Raw genomic sequence first — 23,380 nt, forward strand, 5'->3', positions numbered from 1 at the left:
CAGTATCCGCATCCAATAGGAGTGTGTCATGCAACTTGACGTGACCAAGGCAATAGACGTCTCCGTGCCCATCCACCCCGGAATGCTGCACTGGGGCCGCCGCCCGGAAGTGGAGGTCGTCGAGTCGCGCACCGCGGGCGACCCGTCCAACGTCAGCCGCTGGCGCATCGGCGCCCACACGGGGACGCACATCGACGCCCCGGCCCATTTCGTCGACGGCGGCAAGACCGTCGACCGGCTGGACCTGACGGCGCTCAACGGCACCGCCCGCGTCCTCGACCTCACCCATGTCAAGGAGCAGATCACCGCCGCCGACCTGGATGCCGCGGGCCTGGGCACCGAGGAGCGGGTGCTGCTGCGCACCAGCAACTCCGACGGTGTGCTGCGCAGCCCGTGGAAGGCCCGGCACTGGGTGGGGCTGGCCCCGGACGGCGCCGAGCGGCTGATCGAGGCGGGCGTGCGCACGGCCGGCATCGACTACCTCAGCATCGAGGCCGTCGCCTACACCACCCACTGGGAGACGCACCAACTGCTGTGCGCGGCGGATGTGTTGATCCTTGAAGTGGTCGATCTGCTGCACACCCCGGCCGGTGTCTACGACATGCTGTCGCTGCCCGTGCCCCTGCAGGGCGCCGAGGCCGCGCCCTCGCGCACCCTGCTGCTGCCCCGGGACCGAACGTGAGCCCCGGCCACGAACCGGTGCTGGCCGCACCCCACCCGTCCGCCCTCGACGCCGCGGCCCGGGCGGCCGGGCGCGGCGGCAACGCCGTGGACGCCGCACTGGCCGCCGCCGCCGCGCTGACCGTCGTCTACCCCCACCAGTGCTCCCTGGGCGGCGACCTGATCGCCCTGGTGCACACGCCCGACGGCACGGTGCGCGCCATGCTGTCGGTCGGGGCGGCGGCACAGCACGTCGACGTCCCGGCCCTGCGCGCCGCGGACACGCGGATGCCCGCGCAGGGCCCGCAGACCGTGACCGTGCCCGGCGTGGTGGCCGGCTGGGCGGCGCTCGCCGCGGCGTTCGGCACCCCGGGCGCGCTGCCCGCCGCGCTGCGCGACGCCGCCGATCTCGCCCGCCAGGGGGCGACGGTCTCCGCCGGGCTGGCGCGCGCCGTGCGGGCCAACGCGCGGCGGATCGCCGCCGATCCGGGACTGTCAGCGCTGCTGAGCGGTTCCGACGGCCGTGCGGTGGAGGAGGGGGACGCGCTTCTCCAGCCCCGGCTGGCGACGGTCCTCGACGAACTGGCCGACGACCCCGCGTCGTTCTACCAGGGGGCCGTCGCCGGGACGCTCGCCGTCGGCCTGCGCCGCCTCGGCAGCCCGCTCACCGCCGCCGACCTGGCCGCCCATCGCGCCCGCTGGGCCGAGCCGTTGACCGTCGAAGCGGCAGGGATGCGCTGGTGGGCCGCTCCCCCGCCCAGCCAGGGCACCGTCCTGCCCGCGCTGCTGACGGCGGCGGCCGCAGCGGACCTGACCGAGCCCGAACGCACCCGGCTGCTCACCGCCCGCTGCCAGGACGCCTCGGCGGCCCGCGACCGGCTGCTCGGCGACCCGTGCGGACAACTGCTGGACATGCAGGGGCTGCTCGATCCGGCGCCCCTGGCCGGAGCCCTGCCCCCCAAGCCGTCGTTCCGGCCCTCCGGCGACACCGTCGCGGTGACCGCGGTGGACCCCTCGGGGCTGGCGGTGTCACTCATCCAGAGCGTCTACCAGACCTTCGGCTCGGGACTGTGCGAGCCGGACACCGGGATCGTCCTGCACAACCGCGGCTCGGCGTTCAGTCTCGTCGCGGGCCATCCAGGCGAACTGCGGCCGGGCGTACGACCGCCGCACACGCTGTGCCCGGTGATCGGCCGCTCCGACGTCCTGCTCCTGGCGGCCGGCTGCCAGGGCGGCCGGGCCCAGCCGCAGATCCTCGCCCAGACCCTGCCCGCCCTTGCCGCGCCCGACGCCGACCCGGTCGACGTGCTCGGGCGCCCGCGCTGGGTGCTCGGCGCCCGCGACATCGGCTTCGAGGAGCAGACCCTGCTCGCCGAGCCGGTCTCGGTGCCGGCCTCGACACCGTCCGTCTCGCCCGGCGTGCCGGTGGTGGTCGCCGAGGCACCCACCGACCTGGCCGGCCATCTGCAGGTGGTCAGGCTGGCCCGCGACGGCCGCCTGGACGCTGCCTCCGACCCCCGAGCCGACGGCGGCGTACTGCACCGCGCCCCGGCCACCCCCCGCACCACCGTGGAAGGAACCACCGTATGAGCACCCTCGCCCCCGCGCCCACGTCGGCCGCGCGACCCCACCCGCTGGATCCGCTGACCGCGGCCGAACTGGCCGCCGCCGTCAAGGTGCTCAGGTCCGACCCCCGGATCACCGAGGACGCCCGCTTCTGGGGAGTCGCCCTCGACGAGCACCACGCGCGCACCGCGACCCCGGGCCAGGCCCGGCGGGCCCGCGCCGTGGTGATCTGCCCCTCGGTCCGACTCGCCTACGAGGTCAACCTGGAACTGGGCGAGAAGCCGCAGACCACGGCCTGGCGGGAGCTGGACGTGCGCAGCCCCGGCTGCTCCTCGGAGGAGGCCCGGCAGGCCGCCGCCGCGTGCCGGGCCGATGCGCGCTTCCGCGAGGCGCTGGCCCTGCGCGGCATCCACGACGTGTCGCTGGTGATGGTCGACCCCGAGTCGATCGGCGGCTTCGAACCCCCGCAGTACGCGGGGCGCCGGCTGACCTGGGGCAGCGTGTGGCACCGTACGTCCGAGGACGACAACGGCTACGCCCGGCCCGTACAGGGCGTGGTGCCGATCATCGACATGGAGTCGATGGAGGTGCTCCACGTCGAGGACCACGGCGTGGTGCCGCTGTCCGCAGAGCCGGGCGTGTTCGCCGCGGGCACCGTGCCCGAGCGGGCCGGGCTGCGCCCCCTTGAGGTGATCCAGCCCGAGGGACCGAGTTTCACGGTGACCGGGCAGCGCGTCGACTGGCAGGGCTGGTCGGTGCGGGTGGGCTTCACCCACCGCGAGGGCCTGGTCCTGCACGACCTGACCTTCGACGCGGGCGGCAAGGGCCCGCGCCAGGTGCTGCGCCGGGCCTCGGTCAACGAGATGTACGTGCCCTACTTCGACACCGCCTCCACCCAGTACCGCAAGAACTTCTTCGACTGGGGCGAGTACGGCGCCGGTCCGCTGACCAACTCCCTCGCCCTGGGCTGTGACTGCCTGGGCGTCATCCACTACTTCGACGCGGCCGTCCTCGGCGGCGACGGCGTGCCACGGGTCATCCCTAACGCCATCTGCATGCACGAGGAGGACGACGGCATCCTGTGGAAGCACCACGACGGCCGCACCGGCCGCACCGAGGTGCGCCGCTCCCGCCGGCTGATCATCTCGGCGTTCGCCACGGTCGCCAACTACGACTACGGCTTCTACTGGTCCCTGTACCAGGACGGCTCGGTCATGCTGGAGATCAAGATGACCGGCATCCTGTCCGCCACCGGCGTCGCACAGGACGAGGAGACCCCGTACGCCCGGCGGGTCGCCCCGAACGTGGCGGTCACCAACCACCAGCACTTCTTCGCCGTACGGCTGGACATGGCCGTGGACGGAACCTCCAACCGCCTGGTCGAGGTCACCGCCGAGCACGAACCCGACCCCGCGCTCGACCCGTACGGCAACGCGGCACGGACCGTACTGCGGCCGATCCTCAGCGAGCGGGAGGGCGGGCGCAGCGTGGACGCCTCCCGGGCCCTGCATTGGCGGGTGGAGAACACCGAGGCCCGCAACCGGATGGGCGAGCCGACCGCGTACCGGGTGCACGTGGACAACACGGCGGTGCTGCCGGTGCGCGCCGACAGCGTGTGCGCGCGGCGGGCGCCCTTCGTCGCCCGGCAACTGTGGGCCACCGAGTACGACCCGGCCCGGCGCTTCGTCGCCGGCGAGTACCCCAACCAGGCCGAGCCGGGCGCGGACGGAGTGCACCGCTGGCAGCAGGAGGACCGCTCACTGGACGGCACGGAACTGGTGCTGTGGGCGACGGTCGGCTCGCACCACTTCCCTCGTCCCGAGGAGTGGCCGGTGATGCCGGTGGCCCGGGCCCGGCTGCGGCTGGAGCCGGACGGCTTCTTCGACCGCAATCCCGCGCTGGACGTGGCCGCCCCCGTCTCCTGCCACGCGCCGGCCGCCGACGCGGACGGCGACGACGCCGGGCACTGCTGCGGTTGACTTCCTCTCCCGCTTAAAGGCGGGGGATTCCAGCGGTCGCCCGCTGGGGTTCCTGTTTCACCGACGACCGCCCCGTCCGGGAGGACTCCCGTTGAGGTCTTACACCGTCTCCACAGGCTGTCGCCGCCAGCCCGGCGGTCAGGATGTTGCGTGCCGCGTTGATGTCGCGGTCATGCATGGTGCCGCAGGCGCACGTCCACACGCGGACGTTCAGCGGCAGTTTCGATGCGACCGTGCCGCAGTTCCCGCACAGCTTGCTGGACGGGAACCAGCGGTCGATCACGACGAGTTCACGCCCGTACCAGGCGCACTTGTACTCCAGCATGGACCGCAGGTGCGTCCAGGCCGCATCCGAAATGGCGCGCGCCAGCTTGCCGTTCTTCAGCAGGTTGCGGACGGTCAGATCCTCGATCACGACCGTTTGGTTCTCACGGACGAGACGAGTCGACAGCTTGTGCAGGACGTCCCGGCGCCGGTCGGCGATCCGCGCGTGGACCTTGGCGACGCGACGGCGGGCCTTGGCCCGGTTCGCCGAGCCCTTCGCCTTCCGCGACAGCTCCCGCTGCGCGCGGGCAAGGCGGGCGCGGTCTTGGCGCTCGTGCCGGGGGTTGGCGACCTTCTCCCCGGTGGACAGGGTCACCAGGGAGGTGATCCCGGCGTCCAGGCCAACCGCCGCGTTCGTGGCGGGCGCGGGGGCGGGGGTGTCCGGGCACAGCAGGGACACGAACCAGCGGCCCGCCGCGTCCCGGGACACGGTCGCCGTGCTCGGCTCCGTGCCCTCAGGCAGCGGACGCGACCAGCGGATGTCCAAAGGCTGCGCCATCTTCGCCAGCGTCAGCTTCCCCTCACGCCAGGTGAAGGCGCTGCGGGTGTACTCGGCCGACGCGCGGGGCTTCTTCCGCGACTTGAACCGCGGGTACTTCGCCCGCTTGGCGAAGAAGTTGGCGAACGCCGTCTGCAGATGGCGCAGCGCCTGCTGGAGCAGGACCGAGGACACCTGCGTCAGGAAGGCCAGTTCCTCGGTCTTCTTCCACTCCGTGAGCGCGGCGGAGGACTGCACGTAGGAGATGCGGCGCTGCTCGCCGTACCAGGCCCGCGTGCGCTCCTCCAGCGCCTTGTTGTAGACGAGGCGGACACAGCCGAACGTGCGCGACAGCTCAGCCGCCTGCTCGTCCATGGGGTAGAAGCGGTACTTGAACGTCCGTTTGACCTGCCGTGTCACGCCTCACGCGTTATCAACTTCCCTCAGAGCGGCGGGTGTCGGCAGGTGGACGGCACACGCCGGTCCGCCCTGGCGGCGAACCGCCCTCCCCTGCCCTGCTCCGCAGGAACCTCGTTTCCTCCCCGGCCTGAAGGCTGGGGTATCCACGAAGGAGAACCCCGATGACGGGCCTGCGCGGCTCGCCGCCGACGGGGCGGCTGCTGGCCGGGCTCGCCGCCCTGGTCGTGACGGCCGCCGCCGCACGCACGGGCGGCGGCGCTGGACACGGCGAGCACACGGCGCAGACTCCGGCCGCCGTCGGCGTCGCGTCCGCGGTGATCGCCTGCACGCTGGCGTTCGCCTGGCCGGCGCTGGGCGTCGCCTGGGCGCCGGAGCGGCGCAGGCTGACCGGCCGCGCGGTGCTCGCCGCGGCGGCCGCCGCCTGCACGCTCGGTGCGCCACTCGCCCTGACGCGGGCGCCAGCCGCCGTGGACGGCCATGTGTGGGCGATGGCCCGCTTCGAACTCCTCGCGGTCCTCGGCCCCTTGGCGCTCGCATCCGCCATCCGCGCGACGGCCGCCCCGGCCCGGCCGGAGGACCGCGGAGCCGGCCTCGGGGCGGTGGTGTGGACCGTGTCGGCGTACGCCTGGCACCTGCCGCCACTGCACACCCTGGCGGGTCCGGGAGCAGAGCTCGCGCGGTCGTTCACCTGGGTGACGGCCGGCTTGCTGCTGTGTCTTCCCCTGGCCGCCCGCCACGGGCCCTTCCTGGGGGCGCATCTCGCCGCGCTGCCGCTGGCTGCCCTGATGGTGAGCAGCGGTCGAGGGGCGGCGGGCCTGCTGATGGCTGTCGTGGACGCGGCCATGGTCGCGCGCCTGTTCAACGGGCCCGTCAGAAAGGGCTGTTACACCGACGTAAATATTGGATCCAATCCATGGATGACTGGATCCTCCCTTCGCTACCGTCACCGTGACCGGGACAGAAAGGCGTCAGATGCGCGAGGAAGAGAACGAACGGCTCACCAGGACCGGACCGGGCACACCCGGCGGCGACCTGATGCGCCGGTACTGGCAGCCCGTCGCCCTCAGTGAGGAACTCGACGGCGTACGACCCCTGGTGGCTCCCAAGGTGCTCGGGCAGGACCTGGTCCTGTTCCGCGACGAGCACGGTGAACTCGGCCTGGTCGACCGGGGCTGCCCGCACCGGGGCGCCGACCTGGCGTTGGGCCGGCTGGAGGACGGCGGGCTGCGCTGCTGCTTCCACGGCTGGCTGTTCGCCCGCGACGGCGCCTGCCTCGACACCCCGGCCGAGCCGGCCGACAGCGCCCTGGCCACGCGGGTCCGCCTGGGCAGCTACCCCGTCCGCGAGATCAACGGGGTGATCTGGGGCTACCTCGGACCCGGCGAGCCACCCGCGCTGCCGGCTCTGGACTGCTTCGAGGCCCCGGCCGACCACGCCTTCGCCTGGAAGGGCCTGCTGGAGTGCAACTGGCTGCAGGCCCTGGAGGTCGGCATCGACCCCGCCCACGCCTCCTACCTGCACCGCTTCTTCGAGGACGAGGACCCCTCCGACAGCTACGGCAAGCAGTTCCGCGCCACCTCCCAAGGCACCGCCCTGCCCATGACGAAGATCCTCCGCGAGTACGGCCGCCCCGACATCGATGCCGCCCGCACCCCGTACGGCCTGCGCATCACGGCCCTGCGCACCCTGGACGGCACCGACACCGAGGGCCGCGCCATGGACGGCAGCCGCACCCACGTCCGCGTCACCCACCAGGTCTTCCCGCACGGCTTCCACATCCCGCTCGACGCGGAGACCGCCATCACCCAGTGGCACGTACCGATCGACGACACCTCCTGCTACTGGTACGCCCAGTTCACCAGCGTCGGCCGGCCGGTCGACCAGGAGGCGATGCGCCGCCAGCGGGTGGACGCGGTCACCCTGCCCGACTACCGGCCCCGCTTCAACCGCGCCAACGGCTACGGCTACGACCCGGTCGAGCAGCTCACCACCACCTACACCGGCCTGGGCACCGACATCAACGTGCACGACCAGTGGGCGGTGGAGGGCCAGGGCGCCGTCCAGGACCGTACCCGCGAACACCTGGGCCGCTCCGACAAGGCCATCGTCATGTACCGGCGCATGCTGGGCGAGGCCATGTCCGCCGTCCAGCGCGGCGAGGACCCGCCGTTGGTCCTGCCCGCCGAACGTGCGGCCGGGATACGCGGCCCCGTCACCCTCGACGGCATCGGCCCCACCAAGGGCTCGGCGCAGTACTGGGCGGCCGTGACCGCGAAGCAGCGCGCCGACAGCAGTTGGGCGCAACCCGCGGCGACGGACGGCTGAGCGGCATGGGATTCGTGGAACGCCACGCCGGGTGGACGGCCGAACAGACGGCCGCCGCCCAGGAGATCCGGGACCGCGCCGAGGGTGACGGACTGAACGTCGTGCGGCTGGTCTTCGCCGACCAGCACGGACTGCTGCGCGGCAAGACCGTGACCGCCTCCGAGGTGCCCACCGTGCTGCGCGACGGTACCGGCATCGCCTCCTCCCTGCTCGCCAAGGACACCTCCGGCCGGACCGTCTTCCCGCTGTTCACCAAGGAGACCCCGCTCGGGCTTCCGGAACTGCGCGGCGCCGCCGACATGGTGATGGTCCCCGACCCGCTCACCTTCCGGATGCTGCCGTGGTCACCGGGCACCGGCTGGCTGCTGTGCGACTTGCGCTTCACCTCCGGCGCACCGGTCCCCCTGTGCACACGCGGCCTGCTGCGCTCGGTCCTCGGCCAGACCGGCGGCTTGGCCTATCGCACCGGACTGGAGGTGGAGTTCCACCTGTTTCGGCTCGACGACGCACGCCTGGGCCCGGCCGACCTCGGCCAGCCCGGGGCCGCGCCCGAGGTCGGCATGCTCAACCACGGCTACCAGTACCTGAGCGAACTGCGCTACGACGAACTCGACCCGCTGCTCGACGTGCTCCGCGCCCACATCGAGGCCCTCGGCCTGCCACTGCGCAGCCTGGAGGTCGAGTTCGGGCCGAGCCAGGTCGAGATCACGCTGCGTCCCGCGGACGGGCTGGGCACGGCCGACGCGATGGTGCTGCTACGCAGCGCGGTCAAGCAGGTCGCCGCCCGGCACGGCCACCACGCGACGTTCATGTGCCGCCCCCATCTGCCCGGTGTCTTCTCCAGCGGCTGGCACCTGCACCAGAGCATGCTGCGCGGCGGCGAGGCGGTCTTCGCCCCGCGGCCGGGCGCCCCGTGCGCCGACGGGCCGGGACTGTCGCCCTACGGCAGCGCGTTCCTCGGCGGACTGCTCCGCCACGCCCGGGCCACCAGCGCGTTCTCCACTCCTACGCTCAACGGTTTCAAGCGCTTCCGCTCCCTGTCCCTGGCACCCGACCGCGCGGTGTGGGGACGCGACAACCGCGGCGCGATGGTCCGCGTCCTGGGCGACGAACCCTCCTCCACCCGGCTGGAGAACCGCATCGGCGAGCCGGCCGCCAACCCCTACCTCTACCTGGCCTCCCAGCTCGCGGCCGGCCTGGACGGTGTGGCACACGACCTCGACCCCGGTCCGGCCGCCGACGAACCGTACGCGGCCCGGGCGGAGCCGCTGCCGCGCTCCCTGGGCGAGGCGCTCGACGCGCTGGAGGCCGACCAGGCACTCACGGACCGTCTGGGCAAGGACTTCGTGGCCTATTACGCCGGCATCAAACGCGCCGAGATCGCCCGCTTCGACCAATCGGTCACCGACTGGGAACAACGGGAGTACTTCCGTGTCTTCTGAAGCAAGCCCCTCGCCCTCCCTGCGGCTGCTGGTCCGGCAGGCACGCTGGATCGCCGAGGACGTCCTGGAACTGCAGCTCGCCCGCCGAGACGGTGCTGCGCTGCCGGACTGGCAGCCCGGTGCCCACGTGGAACTGACCCTGCCGTCGGGGCTGCGGCGGCCGTACTCGCTGTGCGGCGATCCGCACGACCGCGGGGCCTGGACGGTCGCCGTGCACCGCGCGCCGGACAGCCGGGGCGGATCCCGCGAGGTGCACCAAACCGCGCTCGTCGGGCGGGAGTTGACGGTGGACGGGCCGGTCAACCGCTTCCCGCTGGAACCTGCCCCCGGCTACCTGATGCTGGCCGGCGGCATCGGCGTCACCCCGCTGCTGCCGATGGCCCGGGCCGCGGCGGCCCGGGGCCTGCCGTGGCGGCTCGTCCTGGGCGCCCGGGACCGTTCGCGGATGGCCTACGCCGAAGAGCTCACCGCCCTAGGCGGCGACCGGGTCTGCCTGGTACCACAGGACGAGGCGGGCCTGCCCGACCTGGCCGCCGAGCTCGCCGCCACACCGGCCGACCACGCCGTGTACGCCTGCGGCCCGGCGGCGATGCTGGACGCGGTGAGCGAGCTGTGCCGTTCGGCCGTGCCGTCCCGCCCGCTGCGCCTCGAACGCTTCGGACCGGCCGGCCCCGGAACACCGGTCCACCAGGGGCAGTTCGACGTCGTCCTGCGCAGGTCGGGACTGCGGCTGGCGGTGCCGGCCGACCAGTCCCTGCTGGAGGTCGTACGCGCACACGTGCCCGAGGTGCCCTCCTCGTGCGAGGAGGGCTACTGCGGCAGTTGCGAGACGCCGGTGGTGGCCGGGACGCCCGACCACCGCGACACGGTGATCGGCCCGGAAGAGCGCGCGACCGCCACCACCATGATGATCTGCGTGAGCCGCGCGGCCTCACCCGTCCTCGAACTGGACCTGTGACCCCAGGTTCGGCCCACCATCGCCCGCAGAGGAGCGACATGACCCGACACGGCGTTCGACGCGTGCTGCCGCTCCTGCTGGGCTGGGAGGAACTGCCCCGGGCCGTGTCGGTGCACGGCGCCTCCCGTGCCGAACGCGTGCGGGAACCCGTGCCGGGCGTCCTGCTGGAGTGCCAGGACGGGTGGCTGTTGCTGGACACCGGGTTCAACGCCGCCCTGCTGCGCGATGCCGCCCTGCGGCGGCGCTTCTATCCATCCCCCTCCTACCAGCCGCAGCTACCCGGCCCCGGGGAGCCGTTGGAGGAGGCGCTCGCCGAGGTCGGCGTCGGCCTGGACGACATCTCGGCGGTCGCCATCAGCCACCTGCACGCCGATCATGCCGGAGGTCTGAAGCACTTCGCCGGGCGGGTGCCCGTGCACATCCAGCGAGCGGAGCTGGAGTTCGGGATGTCAGGGCGGCCGGAAGTGGAACGCAACACCGTCTTCCGGGTGGACTTCGACGATCCTCGCATCGACTGGCGCCTCGCGGACGGCGACCAGGAGATCGCGCCGGGCGTCACGGCCGTCCTGACCGCCGGGCACACGCCGGGCCACCAGAGCTTCGTCGTGGACCTCGCCGAGGGAGGCGGCTACGTGTTCGCCTGTGACGCGGCCGACCTCACGCAGAACATCGCCGAAGAGCGCCCGGTCGGCACGTCGATCGGAGTGCCGCCCGAGGCGACGGTCGAACCCATCCGGCGCCTCAAAGGCATCGCAGCCGACAAGGGATACGAGCTGATTCCAGGCCATGACCCGCAGATGTGGCTGGAGTTGACACGACGCCTGACGGGGGCGGGTGGAACGCGGTGACCGCGGACGCGGCATCGAAGACCGCGCGGGTGTCGGCGTCGATGTACCCCACGTGGTCCTGGGAATCGCGTTCCCGGCCGAAGTAGGCGCGGTCCTGGTCGCAGACGAGCGCGAAGATGCTGCGGTGGCAGACACTCGGGGCTCGCGTTCATGGCCCGCGGCGCGCCACGCCTCACAGTCGGCCTCGATCTGCTGCGCTGCTGGATGTGCAGTGGTTCGCCGCACTCGTCGTCCTTGAGGGTCGAGCTCTGCAGGAGGCCCGGCGAGTTGGCGAACATCGGGTCCGGATTGGCCTTTGCCATGTCGGCGTCGGTCCCGCCTTCCGCCGGTCGATACCCGAAGTGCCGGCAGCCCTCGATCACCTGCTCGGGTGTTCTTCGCGGCACACGCCACACGCGGCGAGCGGATCGACAAGACCAAGGTGAAGATCCGCGGTGACTTGGAGGGCTGCTACCAGGAGTCGTCAATTTTCTGCGCATCTTGTTTCGTTACACGGCCCGCCATGACTGGGACAAACTCGCGAAGGCCCTCAGACCCGCCTGCACCGTCCCGACCGCGAAAGCGGCCGAGGCACGGTTTCCGGGGTTCACCGACGTCTGGGGAAAGAAGGCCTGCGCGGGAGCTGACCAGGGGGCGTTCGATTGCCCGGCTTAGTCCGGGGTGCCCGACCTCACGACCCGCACCTCTCCGGCCGGTATGCGCAATTCTCCACCGACGGACTCGTCTGTGAGCATCTCCCGGCCCCGCGCCGTAATGACCGCCTCGTTGTCCGCGTGATTGACGAAGAAGGTGAAGGCTTCTTCGTCGTTGCGGCGCACAAGCACTTCGAGCCCTTTCGGCATGTCCGCCAGGTCGGTGGGGCGTATCAAAGAACGGGCCACGTCGAGCAGCGCATCGCTGTCGAGTCCGGCCGAGACGTAGACCGCGCGGCCGCCGGTCCCGAGCGCACGCGACGTGATCGCTGGATGGCCGCTGAGCTGGCCTCCGCTGTAGCGGGCGATCACGTCGGCGTCGCGTACGCGGACGAGTTCGGTCCACTCGGTGCCGGACCAACCGTTGTCGAGGGTGAACGTCTCGCCCTCTTGCAGGGGCCGGAACTCCTCGCACCAGGCGCCCAGGAGTTCACGGAACGCGCCGGGATATCCGCCCAGCCTCACCTGGTCGTGCTCGTCCACGATCCCCGAGAGGAAGCCGATCACGACCGTGCCGCCGGCCTCGGCGAAAACACTCACGCGCGCCGCGGTGTCGTCGTCGGTGAGGAAGAGTCCGGGCACCACGAGCACCTCGTACCCGGTGAAGTCGGACCATGGCGAGAGGACTTCGATGCGCTCGTTCAGCCGCCAGAACGCGTGGTGCCAGTCCCGGACGATGCGTCCGTAGGCGAGGTGGTTGTTCGGCTTGACTCCCTTCGTCATCGCCCAGCCCGCCTCGTCGTCGAAGAGGATGCCGACGCGGGCCTGCGGCGTGCGTGAGCCCATGACCGGGGCGAGACGCCGCAGGTACTCCCCCAGCTTGCACACGTCGCGGTAGAGATCGGTGTCCTCGCCGGCGTGGGGAACCATCGCCGAGTGGAACTGCTCCGCGCCGGCCCGGGAGGCACGCCACTGGAAGAACAGGATGCCGTCGGAACCGTGACCCACATGGCTCAGACTGTTGCGGATCATCTCCCCCGGCGCCTTGGCGCGGTTGCGCGGCTGCCAGCTGACGGCGCTGGTCGAGTGCTCCATCAGCATCCATGGACGGCGCTGTGTCGTCATCGCCCGCATGCGGTCGCCGGAGAAGGCGACGTCCTGTTCGGGCAGCGGGTCGGGTGAGCGCGTGTAGTGGTCGTTGGCGACGATGTCCATGTGGCGTGCCCACCGGGGGTAGTCGACGACGTCGGGCTCTGCGCCCGCCATGAAGTTCGTCGTGACGGGCAGGTCGGGGGTGACGCTCTTGAGCACGTCGCGCTCTGCGAGGTAGTGCGCCAGGAGCTCGTCCGAGGAGAAGCGGTCGAAGTCCAGGACGAGGGACGGATTTTTCGCGTCATTGCCGCGGGGCGGCAGGATGTGCGCGAAGTCGCGGTAGGTGTGGCCCCAGAAGGCGGTTCCCCATGCCTTGTTCAGCGCGTCGAGGGTTCCGTACTTGTCTCGAAGCCAGTCGCGGAACGCCGCCGCCGACGTGTCGCAGTAGCAGCGGCCGTTGCCTCCGCCCAGTTCGTTGCTGACGTGCCACATGACGACGTGGTCGCGGTGGCCGTAGCGGTCCGCGAGCGCTCGGACCATGCGGAGTGCGTAGGTGCGGAAGACAGGACTGCTCGGGCACCAGCCGAGCCGGGCGCCGGGCCAGTGCGGCTGCATGTCGTGATCGACGGGGCGGATCTCGGGGTGTGCCGCCAGCAGCCAGCCCGGGGGCGCGGCCGTCGGTGTGGCGAGGTCGATGGCGATGCCGTTGCTCGCCAGAAGGCCGACGATCTCGTCCATCCACTCCCAGTCGTACTCTCCGTCCGCGACTTCGATGAGGCCCCAGGAGAAGATGCCGAGCGAGACGATGTTGACCCCCGCCTGGGTCATCAGGCGGACGTCTTCCTTCCATACGTCCCTGTCCCACTGTTCGGGGTTGTAGTCGGCTCCATAGCTCAGCCCGCGTGTGGGCCAGACGTTGTCGGCGTGGGACCAGGTCATCCTTTGACTCCTCCAGCGATGAGGTCGAGGCGCCAGAACCGTTGCAGGAACAGCACCAGGGCAATGAGGGGGACGATCGCGAGCGCGGCCCCGATGATGGCGAGCGTGTACAGCGACGGCGAGCCGGAGCCGCGCTCGAGCAGGGAGTTCAACCCGACCGTGAGGGGGAAGGTCCGGGTGTCGGAGAGCATGATGTACGGCAGCAGGAAGTTGTTCCAGATGCCGACGAACTGCAGCAGGAACACCGTCACCATTCCCGGCGCCATGAGGGGGAGCACGACGCTGCGGAAGATCCGCCACTCGCCGGCGCCGTCGATCCGGGCGGCTTCGAGCATCTGCGCCGGGATGGCGCTCGCGGCGTACACCCGGCACAGATAGATGCCGAAGGGGCTGAGGATGCTCGGGAGGAGCACCGACCACTGGGTCCCGGCCAGGCGCAGGTCGGACAGCAAGAGGTACTGCGGCACGGCGAGGGTGATGCCGGGGATGAGCAGCCCCGCGAGGATGGCGGCGAAGAAGATCCGGCCACCTCTGAAGTCGAACTTCGCCAGGGCATAGCCCGCGGAAGCCGACACGAGCGTCGACAGGACGCCGCCCACGCCCGCGTACAGGAGCGAGTTGAGCGCCCACAGTCCGTAGGCGCCGCCGTCGTAGGAGAAAAGGTCGCCGAGATTGTCGAGCAGACCGGTTCCGGGGGCGAAGGTGAAGGAGTCGAACAGCTCGCCGGGGGCTTTGCTGGCGGCGACGAACACCCAGGCCACGGGGAGGAGGCAGTAGAGCGCACCCGCCACCATGATGAGCGTGGGAACGATTTTGGTTCGTTCGCGCCCCCTCTCGTTGATCGCGCTCATCGCATACCCCGCCTCGTCGAGATACGGACCAACGCCAGGACTGCGATCGATACCAGTGCGGTACCGAGAGCAAGGACGATCGACGCCGCCGCCGCGTCATGGAGGTCGTCGAGCGCGAAGGCGTCCTGGTAGATGGACATGAGCGGCACCCACGTGTTGGAGATGGTGTTCGTCAGGGGTTTGAGCATCAGTGGCTCGCCGTAGAGCTGGAGGGTGCCCAGCAGTGCGAAGATCGCGGTCAGCAGCAGCGCGGGTCCGACCAGCGGCACCTTGACGCGGAGCGCGATCTGGATCTCGTTGGCCCCGTCCAGGCGCGCCGCCTCGATCAGCTCGTGGGGGATACTGCGCAACGCCGTGTAGATCACGAGCATGTTGAATCCCGTCCCGCCCCAGACGGAGATGTTGGCGAGCGAGCCGTAGATTCCGCTCGCTCCGAGGAAGGGAATGTCCCCCCAGCCGAGGGACCGAGTGACGTACGAGAACGGGCTCGTCCCCGCCAGGTACATGAACCCCCACATCAGCGCGGCCACGACGCCGGGCACGGCATAGGGAATGAAGATCGCCGTGCGCCCGAAACGCCGCAGTTTCACCCCTGGCGCGTCCAGCAGCAGAGCGAACAGCAGCGCAAGGCCCAGGGTCAACGGCACGGCGATGACCCCGTAGATCGCCAGATGTCGGAGCCCGGCGATCAGTTGGGAGTCGTGGAAGACCGAGACGTAGTTGTCGAACCAGACGAACACCGTGGAGCGGGTGCCAAGGGCGCCACCGCCGGTCCGCCGCTGGGCGTAGAAGCTGGAGCCGAGCGCGTACACCACGGGGATCACCGTGAACACGGTGTACAGCACCATGGCGGGTGCGCTGAACAGGTACGGCGCGATGCTGCGCCGACGACGGCGACGAGTCGGCGGCGGAGCGGCCGCCGTCACTGACCTGGTGTCCTTGTCGGCAACGGCTGTGTTGGTCATGCGGATGCCCTCTCTGACGCTCTGCGCTTTCCTTCAGTCCACCGCCCTATCCCTCGCTCACCTTGAACCCCTGCTTCTTCAGGTCCTTCACGACGGCTTTCTGCGTGACGGTCAGAACGTCCGCCCATGAAGTGCCGTTGTGCACGGCCGCGTTCATCGCGTCCGTGAATGCGGTCGCTGCGACATCCGTGTTCGGGCCCCAGGTCACCGGGCGGGTGTGCTTGGCGATCTCGGCGACGACTTTGTAGTAGTCGGTCTGCTGTGGCATGAGGGCCGGGGGCTTCTGCGCAGTTGCGGCCTTCTGTCCCGACAGTGCGGCGGGATAGCCGTTCTGCACGTTGAGGATCATCTCCGCGCCCTTGTCACTGGCGTTGAGCCACTTCGCGAACTCGGCGGCTTCCTTGGGGTGCTTGGACTTGGAGGTGACGATGACCGAGGAGCCGCCCTGGAACGAGACGGTCGGGTCGTTCGCGTTCCACCGCGGCAAGGGTGCGAGGGCCCACTTGCCGGCGGTCTTCGGCGCCACGCCGTAGATGACACCGGGTGCCCAGGCGGCCGAGGGCCAGGACAGCATCGTGCCGTTGTTCAGTTCCTGGTTGTACGTCGGTGTGAGGATCGGATCGGCCGTGATCAGGCCGTCCTTGAACATTCCCTGGAAGAAATCCATCACCTTGCGGGAGTTCGCGCCGTCGATGTTGACGGTCCACTTGTCCCCGTGGACCGACCACCAGTCGTCGCCGGCCTGCGCCGCCACGGCGGCGTACCAGCCCCATCCGTCGGTGCTCAGGGAAGCCATCGTTAGCTTGGGGTTCCGGGCCTTGATCCTGGCGGCCGCCTTGCGGTAGTCCTCCCACGTCACAGGCGTCTTGATGCCGTACTCGTCGAAGACGTCCTTGCGGTAGAGCAGCGCCATGGGGCCGACGTCCTGCGGCAGTCCGTACGTCCGGCCGCTGAAGGTCGTCTGCGCCCACGAGCCGCTCGAGTAGTTCTTCCGGACGTCGGAGACGTAGTCGGTGATGTCCAGCGGGGCGCCGGCGACGATCATGCGAGGCAGCGCTGTGTTCTCCACGAGCGAGAGATCGGGTGCGTTGCCCGCGCGGATCGCGGCGAGCAGCTTGGCGGACGACTGCTCGCCACCGCCGGCGTCGGTGTGGACCACCTTGATGTCCGGATGCGTGCGGTTGAACTCCTTGACTTCCTGTGCACTTCCGGGCGCCCACGCCCAGTACTGCAAGGTGACCTTCCCGTCAGAGGAGGTGGAGGTGCCCGCACCGGAACAGGCGGAGGCGAGGAGTGCGGTAGCGGCTGCAGCGGCCACAGCAGCCACGCTCTTGCGGAAGTTGCTGGTACGCATGAGTCTCCCTTGACTCGGAGCGGACTCGGTCTCTCGCGGCGATGAGCATCACTCGCGTCACCAGAGTTTGTCAATGGAGGTGACAAACCCAGTGCGCTCGTCCGCACGGCAAAGGTTTTCAGCCAGCGCGACGCGGACTTCGGGGTACAGACGACGCCGGAGCGACCGGTGCTCAGCGGTGGTGGGACACCGCGGTCGGCGCAGGAATCGCCCGGCACCGGGACCGGCGACGGGCTGATGGCGGCCGGTCCAAAGTGCGCCTGTGCGCAAGGGAAGGCCGGCACTGCTGCGAAGTAGCCGTCTGCGCCACCACGCACGGCAGTGGCCGCCGTAACAAGCGGCGTCCGAGCGGCCCCGGTCGGCTCAGCGGGCGGCCGCCTGCGGGTCGCGGTGACGCCTGGCGCGGCCTGTGCGGTGAGCCGGGACGCCGGCCAGTCCGGCGGCGCACAGGCAGCCGGTGCCAGCAGAGCATGACAGTCGGCGCCGGTAAGGCCGCACCGGGCGCAGAGACCGGAGCGACTTTCCCCGGGGACGGAACGGGCAGGCGGCGTCGAACACTGGATGCGCGCATCGATGCCCGACGGCCAGGCCAGCGTGCGAAGCCACCGGCGTGGGCCGTTTGCGTGGTCGACAACCCTCTGCCGGAGGCTTCACCCGCACTTCAGCACCAACCCCTCGCCCGGCCGAGGCGAATGGGGTCCACTCAGTGGTCGTACTCGGCGAGCCGGCGGTACAGCGCCAGCCCGGCGGCCGCGCGCGCCCATTCAAGGAAGTCGAACACCGTGACCTCGATGACCGGCGAGTCAGGCACGGTGTACACGGAGCGCATCCCCTCGTCGAAGTCCTCGGTACGGGAATCGAGGAGCGACGGGCTGTCCCCCGTGAGGATCACTTTGTCGGGATCAAGCAGATTCAGGATGTGTCCGGCCGCCACGCCGATCCCACGTGCAGCGCGCGCCAGCCGCTCGCACGCCGCCCGCTCCCCCTCCGCGGCTCGATCGATGACGTCGCCGAGCGTCTGCGCGCCGACGACATCGTTCACGATCGACGTCGTGGAGCTTTCCGCCCACAGGCAGCCGCGATGTCCCAGGGGGCACCGCGCGCCATCAGTCGCGACCTGGACGTGGGAGAACCTGCCCGCCCTGCCGTGCGCGCCCAGGATGATCTTGCGGTCGGCGACCAGTCCGAATCCGATGTCCCGCCCGAGGGAGATGAGGGCCATGCTGTCCTGTCCCTCGGCCAGGCGCGGCCATTGCTCGAACGCCGTGAGCGCGATGATGTCGTCCTCGGCCCATACCGGTATACCGAACTCCTTCTCCCAATCCGACCGGGTCGCCTCGGGCGCCACGGCCTGGAGGCCGATCCCTTCCGCGGCTCCGTCGATCCGCTCCACTGATCCGCACACGGCGAGCGCGGCCACGCGCAGGCCCTCGGCCTTCGCTTCGGCCAGCCAGGTGCGGCATTGCGCGCCGACGACGGACGGGTCCAGTTCGGCGACGTGCTGGCGCCGTTCCCAGACCACCTTGTTGGTCAGATCGATCACCGCGGCGACCAGTTCGCCCGCACGGACATGTACGCCGAGGAAGTGGAAGAGGTCGGTCTTGGCGAAGAGCATGTCGGCGGGCCGTCCCGTGCTGGCCCTCTGTTCCCTGCCGCCTTCGACGATGAGACCCGCGGCCTCGAGATCGCGTGCGATCCCCGTCATCCGGGTGCGGGACAGGCCGAGCTCTTTCGCCACCTCGCTCTTGGAGAGCCCACCGTTCCACAGGATGCGGTTGTACGCCGACTGCGTCGTCGGATGCAGCCGTGGCCATCCGGGGTCGGCCCCGGAAGGCGGAGTGGGGTCGTCAGGTGCGCTTGTCATGAATCCATCCAACACACTCTCGGCATCCGCGCGCCATGGCACGGTCACGCGACACAGGACTCACCTTCGAGGCCAAGCACCGTCGGCATCGATCACCGCGAGCGTACGGACCGCCGGGCGGCCGCGGGACGCCTCGATTCTGACCTCGACCTTGTCGACGACGCACGGGGGAAAGCGCAGAATCCGCTGGTAGCCGACCGAATTCGCCTCGGCCAACACCCGAGCGCTCCCGTCGGACACCCCGATCACCACCACACGCTCGAGGCGCTGGCCCTGGGTGATGTCCTCGCGGATGACCACGGCGCCCACCTCGGTGGGACGGCCGAGGACGAGCGAGGCGGTCGGCACGGCATCGAACGCCTCCGGGCGCCACACACACGGCGCTGCCGCATCTGCCGCCAGGCGCGTGAGGACCGACCGGTCAGCCACGGGCTCACCCGCCGGCGTGCGCGGCGCCCCGGACGACAGCTCGATGTCCGCGTCCAGCACTCCCTTTCGCCACGCCCGGATGCGTTCGCCCAGCCCCGTCAGGGCGGCGACGTCAGGAGCGGCCACACGCCCGCGGGCATCGGGCGGCACGTTGAGCAGCAGGCACGCGTTGCCGCCGACCGCGTCGCACCACAGGTCGAAGAGTTCGTCGGCGGAACGAACGGAGTTGTCCTCGTTCCGGTGATGGAACCACCCCGGCCGGATGGACGTGTTCACCTCGGCCGGGTACCACACGAGGTCGTCGAGGCGGCCCGCGAGAGCCTCGCGGCTGCCCAGATCCTCTTCGTCGCTTCGGACGAGCCGTGAAAACACCCCGTCGTCGGCATGCTGCGAGCGATCGGCGACCCGTTCGACGTCGCGCAGCGCGGCGGGCACGACGCTCCATTCGTCAGGCCGGGTGTGCCCGGCCTCGTTTCCGCACCACCGAACGTCCGGGCCGCAGACCGAGATCACGGCACCGGGTTGCAGACGCCGTACGACCGCGTAGTAGCGCTCCCAGTCGTACTCCTGGTATGCACCGTCGGGACCCTCGCCGTTGGCGCCGTCGAACCAGACCGAGAAGACCTCGCCGTACCCGGACAGCAGTTCCTCCAGCTGACGCACGAAGAAGTCGTCGTACGCCTTCCCCGAGCCGTACGACGCCTCCGTGCGGTCCCACGGCGACAGGTAGATCCCGAACTTCAGACCGTGGCGCCGTGCCGAGTCGGCTGCGAGCCGCACGAGATCGCCCTTTCCCGCCCGCCATCTGGCAGCGGCGACCGAGTGCGTGGTCACCTGGGAGGGCCAGAGACAGAAGCCGTCGTGGTGCTTGGCCGTGAGAATGGCACCTGTCATCCCGGCCGCGGCGATCACCGACATCCACTGATCGACGTCGAGGTCGGACGGGTCGAACAAGGCCGGGTCCTCGCCGCCCAGACCCCACTCGCGATCCGTCATCGTGTTCATGCCGAAGTGGATGAAGGCGTAGAACTCCAGCGACTGCCACGCCACCTGTCGTGCGCTGGGCCTCACCGTGGTCAGCACCCGGATCCCGTCGGCGGCGTCGGCGCTATGAGGAGAGGGCAGGATGTCATCGGTCATTCGAGTCGTCCCGTTCGTCGGCGCGATGTTTGTCACCTCGGTTTACAAACAGAGACCCTATCCTTCTGCCGAACTGTTGGTCCATACGGCCCGCGTGCTCCGAGCGGCACGTCACAGCCACGAGGATCGGTACGGGCGGTACCGGCTCCGGCCCGCGATCGAAAAAGTGCCGGAGAACGCCGAGTGGCCCCCGGCCGAGGCAGCCGCCGCCGATGACGGAACAATGGTCGGCGTGAGGGCTTCGGATCGGCGCCCGGCGTCGCCGGGTGCGACACCGGCACCTGCTGGTGCACGGCGGAAGGTGGCCGGCCCGGGGGCGGCCACGGTCATGCGGGATTTCCTGCCCTCGGTCAGCGACCGCCGCAGCAGGACGCGTCTGCAGACCCGGCGAGCGGTCGCGGTCGCCTACCAGCAGGAGACCGTGCACCCGTGGCGCGCTCGGCGCAACGCCGGGACCGGCCTGCACCCTCCCAGGTACGCACCCGACCCGGCCCGGCGCGCGCACGCCACCTCGACCTGCAAGCGATTGGCGCCGGACAGGGCCGCGGAACGGAAGGGCGAGATGGCCGGAATGGGCGGGATCGGCCGCGAAGACCGCGTGGGCGTAGCTGCTCACGATCACCAGGTCAATCCGCGGCCGTTGACGAGCGGTTGTCGCCGAGGACGACGACCGCGATGCCGGCCCGAGCAGCGGCGACCTTGCCGGCCCTCGGCAGCTGACACGGACGTCATGGAGTGTTGTTCTCGCCTCAAACCTCGTTGTTGAAGCGCTTCGACGCTGCCACACTGCTCCGGCGGACTGCCGACAGTCGCCGGAGCAGGAAATCTCTATGTTCAGACCCTTGCTTTACGCGAAACACATCATTATCTTCGCCAGCTTAGTGAAGCGCTTCGATGCCCCCCGTACCCGAGGACGCGTCGGTGGTGGCCCTGTGCTCCGATCCGGTCGCCGAACAGCACGCTCCCACGCTGACGAGCTGACCCTTCCAGTTCCAACCTTGACGGTGCGTCAGGTCCTGCCCGAAGCATCCGACTCCCCCTGTTTGAGGGACCCTCATGACAACGCGCAGCATCACCAACCGCCTGGGCGGTCTCGCCTTCGGCGGGGACTACAACCCCGAGCAGTGGGACGAGACGGTCTGGGAGGAGGACGACACGCTCATGCGCCAGGCCAGGGTCAACCTGGCCACCGTGGGCGTCTTCTCCTGGGCCCTGCTCGAACCCGAGGAAGGGCGCTACGACTTCGCCTGGCTCGACGCACACATCGACCGCCTGCACGCAGGCGGCGTCGCCGTCGACCTCGCCACCCCCACCGCCTCACCACCCCCCTGGTTCACCTTGGCCCACCCCGATGCACTGGCCGTCAGGCCTGACGGCACCCGCCTCACCCATGGCAGCCGCGACACCTACTGCCTCACCGCGCCCGCCTACCGCAGCGCGGCCCGCCGGATGGCCGCCGCCCTGGCCGAGCGGTACGGCGACCACGCCGCCCTGGCCCTGTGGCACGTGCACAACGAGTACGGCACGCTGTGCTGGTGCGACCACACGGCCGCGGCCTTCCGGGTGTGGCTGCGCGCCCGGCACGGCTCTCTAGAAGCCCTCAACCAGGCGTGGGGCACGGCCTTCTGGAGCCAGCGCTACACCTCCTGGGAGCAAGTACTGCCGCCCCGCGCGACGCAATGGCACAGGAATCCGGGCCAGGCCCTGGACTTCCGACGGTTCTGGTCCGACGAGATCATCTCCGCCTTCCGCGAGCAGCGCGACGCGATCCGCAGGCACAGCGACCGGCCGGTGACCACCAACCTGATGCTGCCCGCTTACCAGAACGTGGACCTGTGGGCCTTCGCCCGCGAGCTCGACGTCGTCACCTCCGACCAATATCCGAGCGCACCCGGCCTGGACGCCGCGGCCGACGCCGCCTTCCACGCCGACCGCGCCCGCTCCCTGGCCGACGGCCGCCCCTGGCTGCTGATGGAACAGGGCACCAACACCGTCTACGACGGCGACCGCGTGCTCGGCAAGGAGCCCGGGGAGATCCTGCGGCACACCCTCGGGCACATCGCGCGCGGTTCGGAGGGCGCCCTGTTCTTCCAGTGGCGGCAGTCCCGGGCCGGCGCGGAAACCTGGCACTCGGCGATGGTCCCGCACGCCGGGCCCGACAGCAGGATCTTCCGCGAGGTCACGCAGACCGGTGAGGCAGTCGCTCGCCTCGCCGAACTGGCGGGGTCAACGGTCATCGCGCCGGTGGCCGTGCTGCACGACCCCGATGCCTGGTGGGCACTCGGCGTGGACGGTCTGCCCTCCGCCGGCCTCGACTACCACGGGGCACTCCTGCAGGCTCACCGGGCGCTGTGGGAGACGGGCGTCACCGTCGACTTCGCCCACCCCCAGCACGAGTTGAGCCGCTACCGGCTTGTCATCGCCCCGGCCCTCTTCCTTCTCACCGACGCGGGCGCGGAAAGCCTGCACCGCTATGTCGCCGACGGCGGGACCCTCCTCGTCCAGCACGCAAGCGGATACGTCGACGAACGCATGCACGCCCGGCTGGGCGGCTATCCCGCCTCACCGCTGCGCGAGGCGCTGGGCATCCGGGTCGAGGAGTACCGGCCGCTGCGGCAGAACGAGCGGATCCCCCTGTCGGACGGCTCGCACGGAACCGTCTGGAGCGAGTCCCTGAGGTCGGAAGGCGCGCAGACGCTCGCCGCCTACACCCACGGCATGCTCACGGACAGCCCGGCACTCACCCGCCACCGCCACGGCAACGGGCAGGGCTGGTACCTGTCCACCCGCCTGGACGACGCCGACTACGGCGCGCTGGTCGGCCGCCTGCTGAAGGAAGCCGGCGTCCAGCCGGACCTGCCCGGTCTGCCGGCCGGCGTCGAAACCGTCACCCGGCACGCACCCGACGGCCGGCGCTGGCACGTCCTGATCAACCACCGCGCCGCCGCTGTGCCCCTGCCGGACCCCGCCCACGACCTGCTGACCGGCACGCTCGCACACGAGGTGCCGCCCGGCGGCGGCGCGGTACTGCGCAGACCGTAACTTGGGTGACGATCAGTCGGAAGGGGCCGTCGTGGTGGCGCAGGGTGGGGGCGTAGATCCCGCCGGAGGACG

The 23,380-nt window shown here is 70.6% G+C and carries 16 protein-coding genes and 1 pseudogene; 9 read left to right on the forward strand and 8 right to left on the reverse strand.

The features are described 5' to 3' along the window. Positions 1-28: 28 nt before the first annotated feature. Genes PH203_RS41625 through PH203_RS41635 form a run of 3 tightly spaced genes read left to right on the forward strand, consistent with a single transcriptional unit; the run spans position 29 to position 4,205 of the window. A complete protein-coding gene (locus PH203_RS41625) occupies positions 29-682 on the forward strand; it encodes a cyclase family protein (protein WP_289927279.1) in 654 nt (217 codons plus the stop codon). After that, the gene (locus tag PH203_RS41630; RefSeq protein ID WP_289927280.1) at positions 679-2,250 is read left to right on the forward strand and encodes a gamma-glutamyltransferase; all 1,572 of its coding nucleotides are present in this window, start codon (positions 679-681) and stop codon (positions 2,248-2,250) included. The genes PH203_RS41625 and PH203_RS41630 overlap by 4 nt, the downstream gene beginning before the upstream one ends. Beyond that, the gene (locus PH203_RS41635) at positions 2,247-4,205 is read left to right on the forward strand and encodes a primary-amine oxidase (protein ID WP_289927281.1); all 1,959 of its coding nucleotides are present in this window, start codon (positions 2,247-2,249) and stop codon (positions 4,203-4,205) included. Before PH203_RS41630 ends, PH203_RS41635 begins: the two co-directional genes overlap by 4 nt. Before the next feature lie 13 nt (positions 4,206-4,218). Here PH203_RS41635 and PH203_RS41640 read toward each other — a convergent pair whose 3' ends face one another. Further along, complete coding sequence (locus PH203_RS41640) at positions 4,219-5,427, reverse strand: RNA-guided endonuclease TnpB family protein (RefSeq protein WP_289927283.1); 1,209 nt, start codon at positions 5,425-5,427, stop codon at positions 4,219-4,221. Between the two features lie 161 nt (positions 5,428-5,588). Between PH203_RS41640 and PH203_RS41645 the strand changes: the two genes are divergently transcribed. From PH203_RS41645 to PH203_RS41665, 5 genes are read left to right on the forward strand one after another with little or no spacing between them, the layout of a single operon-like run. Further along, positions 5,589-6,497, forward strand: coding sequence for a hypothetical protein (locus PH203_RS41645; RefSeq protein WP_289927285.1), 909 nt, complete (start codon positions 5,589-5,591; stop codon positions 6,495-6,497). Next, positions 6,400-7,752, forward strand: coding sequence for an aromatic ring-hydroxylating dioxygenase subunit alpha (locus tag PH203_RS41650; RefSeq protein WP_289927286.1), 1,353 nt, complete (start codon positions 6,400-6,402; stop codon positions 7,750-7,752). The genes PH203_RS41645 and PH203_RS41650 overlap by 98 nt, the downstream gene beginning before the upstream one ends. 5 nt (positions 7,753-7,757) lie before the next feature. Further along, complete coding sequence (locus PH203_RS41655; RefSeq protein WP_289927287.1) at positions 7,758-9,194, forward strand: glutamine synthetase family protein; 1,437 nt, start codon at positions 7,758-7,760, stop codon at positions 9,192-9,194. Next, entirely contained in the window at positions 9,184-10,152 is a 969-nt protein-coding gene (locus PH203_RS41660; RefSeq protein ID WP_289927288.1) for a PDR/VanB family oxidoreductase, read from the forward strand. The genes PH203_RS41655 and PH203_RS41660 overlap by 11 nt, the downstream gene beginning before the upstream one ends. A gap of 38 nt (positions 10,153-10,190) precedes the next feature. After that, positions 10,191-11,000 (forward strand): N-acyl homoserine lactonase family protein, encoded by an 810-nt coding sequence (locus PH203_RS41665; protein ID WP_289927290.1) that lies wholly within the window; start codon positions 10,191-10,193, stop codon positions 10,998-11,000. 16 nt (positions 11,001-11,016) lie between these two features. Here PH203_RS41665 and PH203_RS49830 read toward each other — a convergent pair. From PH203_RS49830 to PH203_RS41695, 7 genes and pseudogenes are all read right to left on the reverse strand, one after another. After that, a pseudogene (locus PH203_RS49830) lies at positions 11,017-11,386 on the reverse strand (LLM class flavin-dependent oxidoreductase); the annotation flags it as partial. Between the two features lie 264 nt (positions 11,387-11,650). Then, positions 11,651-13,663 carry a beta-galactosidase gene (locus PH203_RS41670; RefSeq protein WP_289927292.1) on the reverse strand — a complete coding sequence of 671 codons (2,013 nt, stop codon included), beginning with the start codon at positions 13,661-13,663 and terminating at the stop codon, positions 11,651-11,653. Continuing rightward, positions 13,660-14,514: a carbohydrate ABC transporter permease gene (locus PH203_RS41675; RefSeq protein ID WP_289927293.1), complete on the reverse strand. Its 855-nt coding sequence runs from the start codon at positions 14,512-14,514 to the stop codon at positions 13,660-13,662. The genes PH203_RS41670 and PH203_RS41675 overlap by 4 nt, the downstream gene beginning before the upstream one ends. Then, positions 14,511-15,479: a sugar ABC transporter permease gene (locus PH203_RS41680; RefSeq protein WP_289927296.1), complete on the reverse strand. Its 969-nt coding sequence runs from the start codon at positions 15,477-15,479 to the stop codon at positions 14,511-14,513. Before PH203_RS41680 ends, PH203_RS41675 begins: the two co-directional genes overlap by 4 nt. Before the next feature lie 46 nt (positions 15,480-15,525). Further along, positions 15,526-16,833 (reverse strand): sugar ABC transporter substrate-binding protein, encoded by a 1,308-nt coding sequence (locus tag PH203_RS41685; protein WP_289927297.1) that lies wholly within the window; start codon positions 16,831-16,833, stop codon positions 15,526-15,528. 703 nt (positions 16,834-17,536) lie between these two features. Further along, positions 17,537-18,697 (reverse strand): ROK family transcriptional regulator, encoded by a 1,161-nt coding sequence (locus PH203_RS41690; protein ID WP_289927298.1) that lies wholly within the window; start codon positions 18,695-18,697, stop codon positions 17,537-17,539. 60 nt (positions 18,698-18,757) lie between these two features. After that, positions 18,758-20,266, reverse strand: coding sequence for an alpha-L-fucosidase (locus tag PH203_RS41695; RefSeq protein WP_289927299.1), 1,509 nt, complete (start codon positions 20,264-20,266; stop codon positions 18,758-18,760). Between the two features lie 1,056 nt (positions 20,267-21,322). On the opposite strand from PH203_RS41695, the gene PH203_RS41700 reads away from it, so the two are divergent. Continuing rightward, positions 21,323-23,308: a beta-galactosidase gene (locus PH203_RS41700; protein WP_289927300.1), complete on the forward strand. Its 1,986-nt coding sequence runs from the start codon at positions 21,323-21,325 to the stop codon at positions 23,306-23,308. The last annotated feature ends 72 nt before the right edge of the window (positions 23,309-23,380 follow it).

The organism is Streptomyces sp. S.PB5 (assembly GCF_030403745.1).
Classification (GTDB): Bacteria; Actinomycetota; Actinomycetes; order Streptomycetales; family Streptomycetaceae; genus Streptomyces.

Bases quoted from the DNA above. Each gene is read 5' to 3' on its own strand.
- PH203_RS41625 (WP_289927279.1), top strand. From the start codon at position 29: ATGCAACTTGACGTGACCAAGGCAATAGACGTCTCCGTGCCCATCCAC.
- PH203_RS41635 (WP_289927281.1), top strand. From the start codon at position 2,247: ATGAGCACCCTCGCCCCCGCGCCCACGTCGGCCGCGCGACCCCACCCG.
- PH203_RS41645 (WP_289927285.1), top strand. From the start codon at position 5,589: ATGACGGGCCTGCGCGGCTCGCCGCCGACGGGGCGGCTGCTGGCCGGG.
- PH203_RS41650 (WP_289927286.1), top strand. From the start codon at position 6,400: ATGCGCGAGGAAGAGAACGAACGGCTCACCAGGACCGGACCGGGCACA.
- PH203_RS41655 (WP_289927287.1), top strand. From the start codon at position 7,758: ATGGGATTCGTGGAACGCCACGCCGGGTGGACGGCCGAACAGACGGCC.
- PH203_RS41665 (WP_289927290.1), top strand. From the start codon at position 10,191: ATGACCCGACACGGCGTTCGACGCGTGCTGCCGCTCCTGCTGGGCTGG.
- PH203_RS41670 (WP_289927292.1), bottom strand. From the start codon at position 13,663: ATGACCTGGTCCCACGCCGACAACGTCTGGCCCACACGCGGGCTGAGC.
- PH203_RS41675 (WP_289927293.1), bottom strand. From the start codon at position 14,514: ATGAGCGCGATCAACGAGAGGGGGCGCGAACGAACCAAAATCGTTCCC.
- PH203_RS41680 (WP_289927296.1), bottom strand. From the start codon at position 15,479: ATGACCAACACAGCCGTTGCCGACAAGGACACCAGGTCAGTGACGGCG.
- PH203_RS41685 (WP_289927297.1), bottom strand. From the start codon at position 16,833: ATGCGTACCAGCAACTTCCGCAAGAGCGTGGCTGCTGTGGCCGCTGCA.
- PH203_RS41690 (WP_289927298.1), bottom strand. From the start codon at position 18,697: ATGACAAGCGCACCTGACGACCCCACTCCGCCTTCCGGGGCCGACCCC.
- PH203_RS41695 (WP_289927299.1), bottom strand. From the start codon at position 20,266: ATGACCGATGACATCCTGCCCTCTCCTCATAGCGCCGACGCCGCCGAC.
- PH203_RS41700 (WP_289927300.1), top strand. From the start codon at position 21,323: ATGACAACGCGCAGCATCACCAACCGCCTGGGCGGTCTCGCCTTCGGC.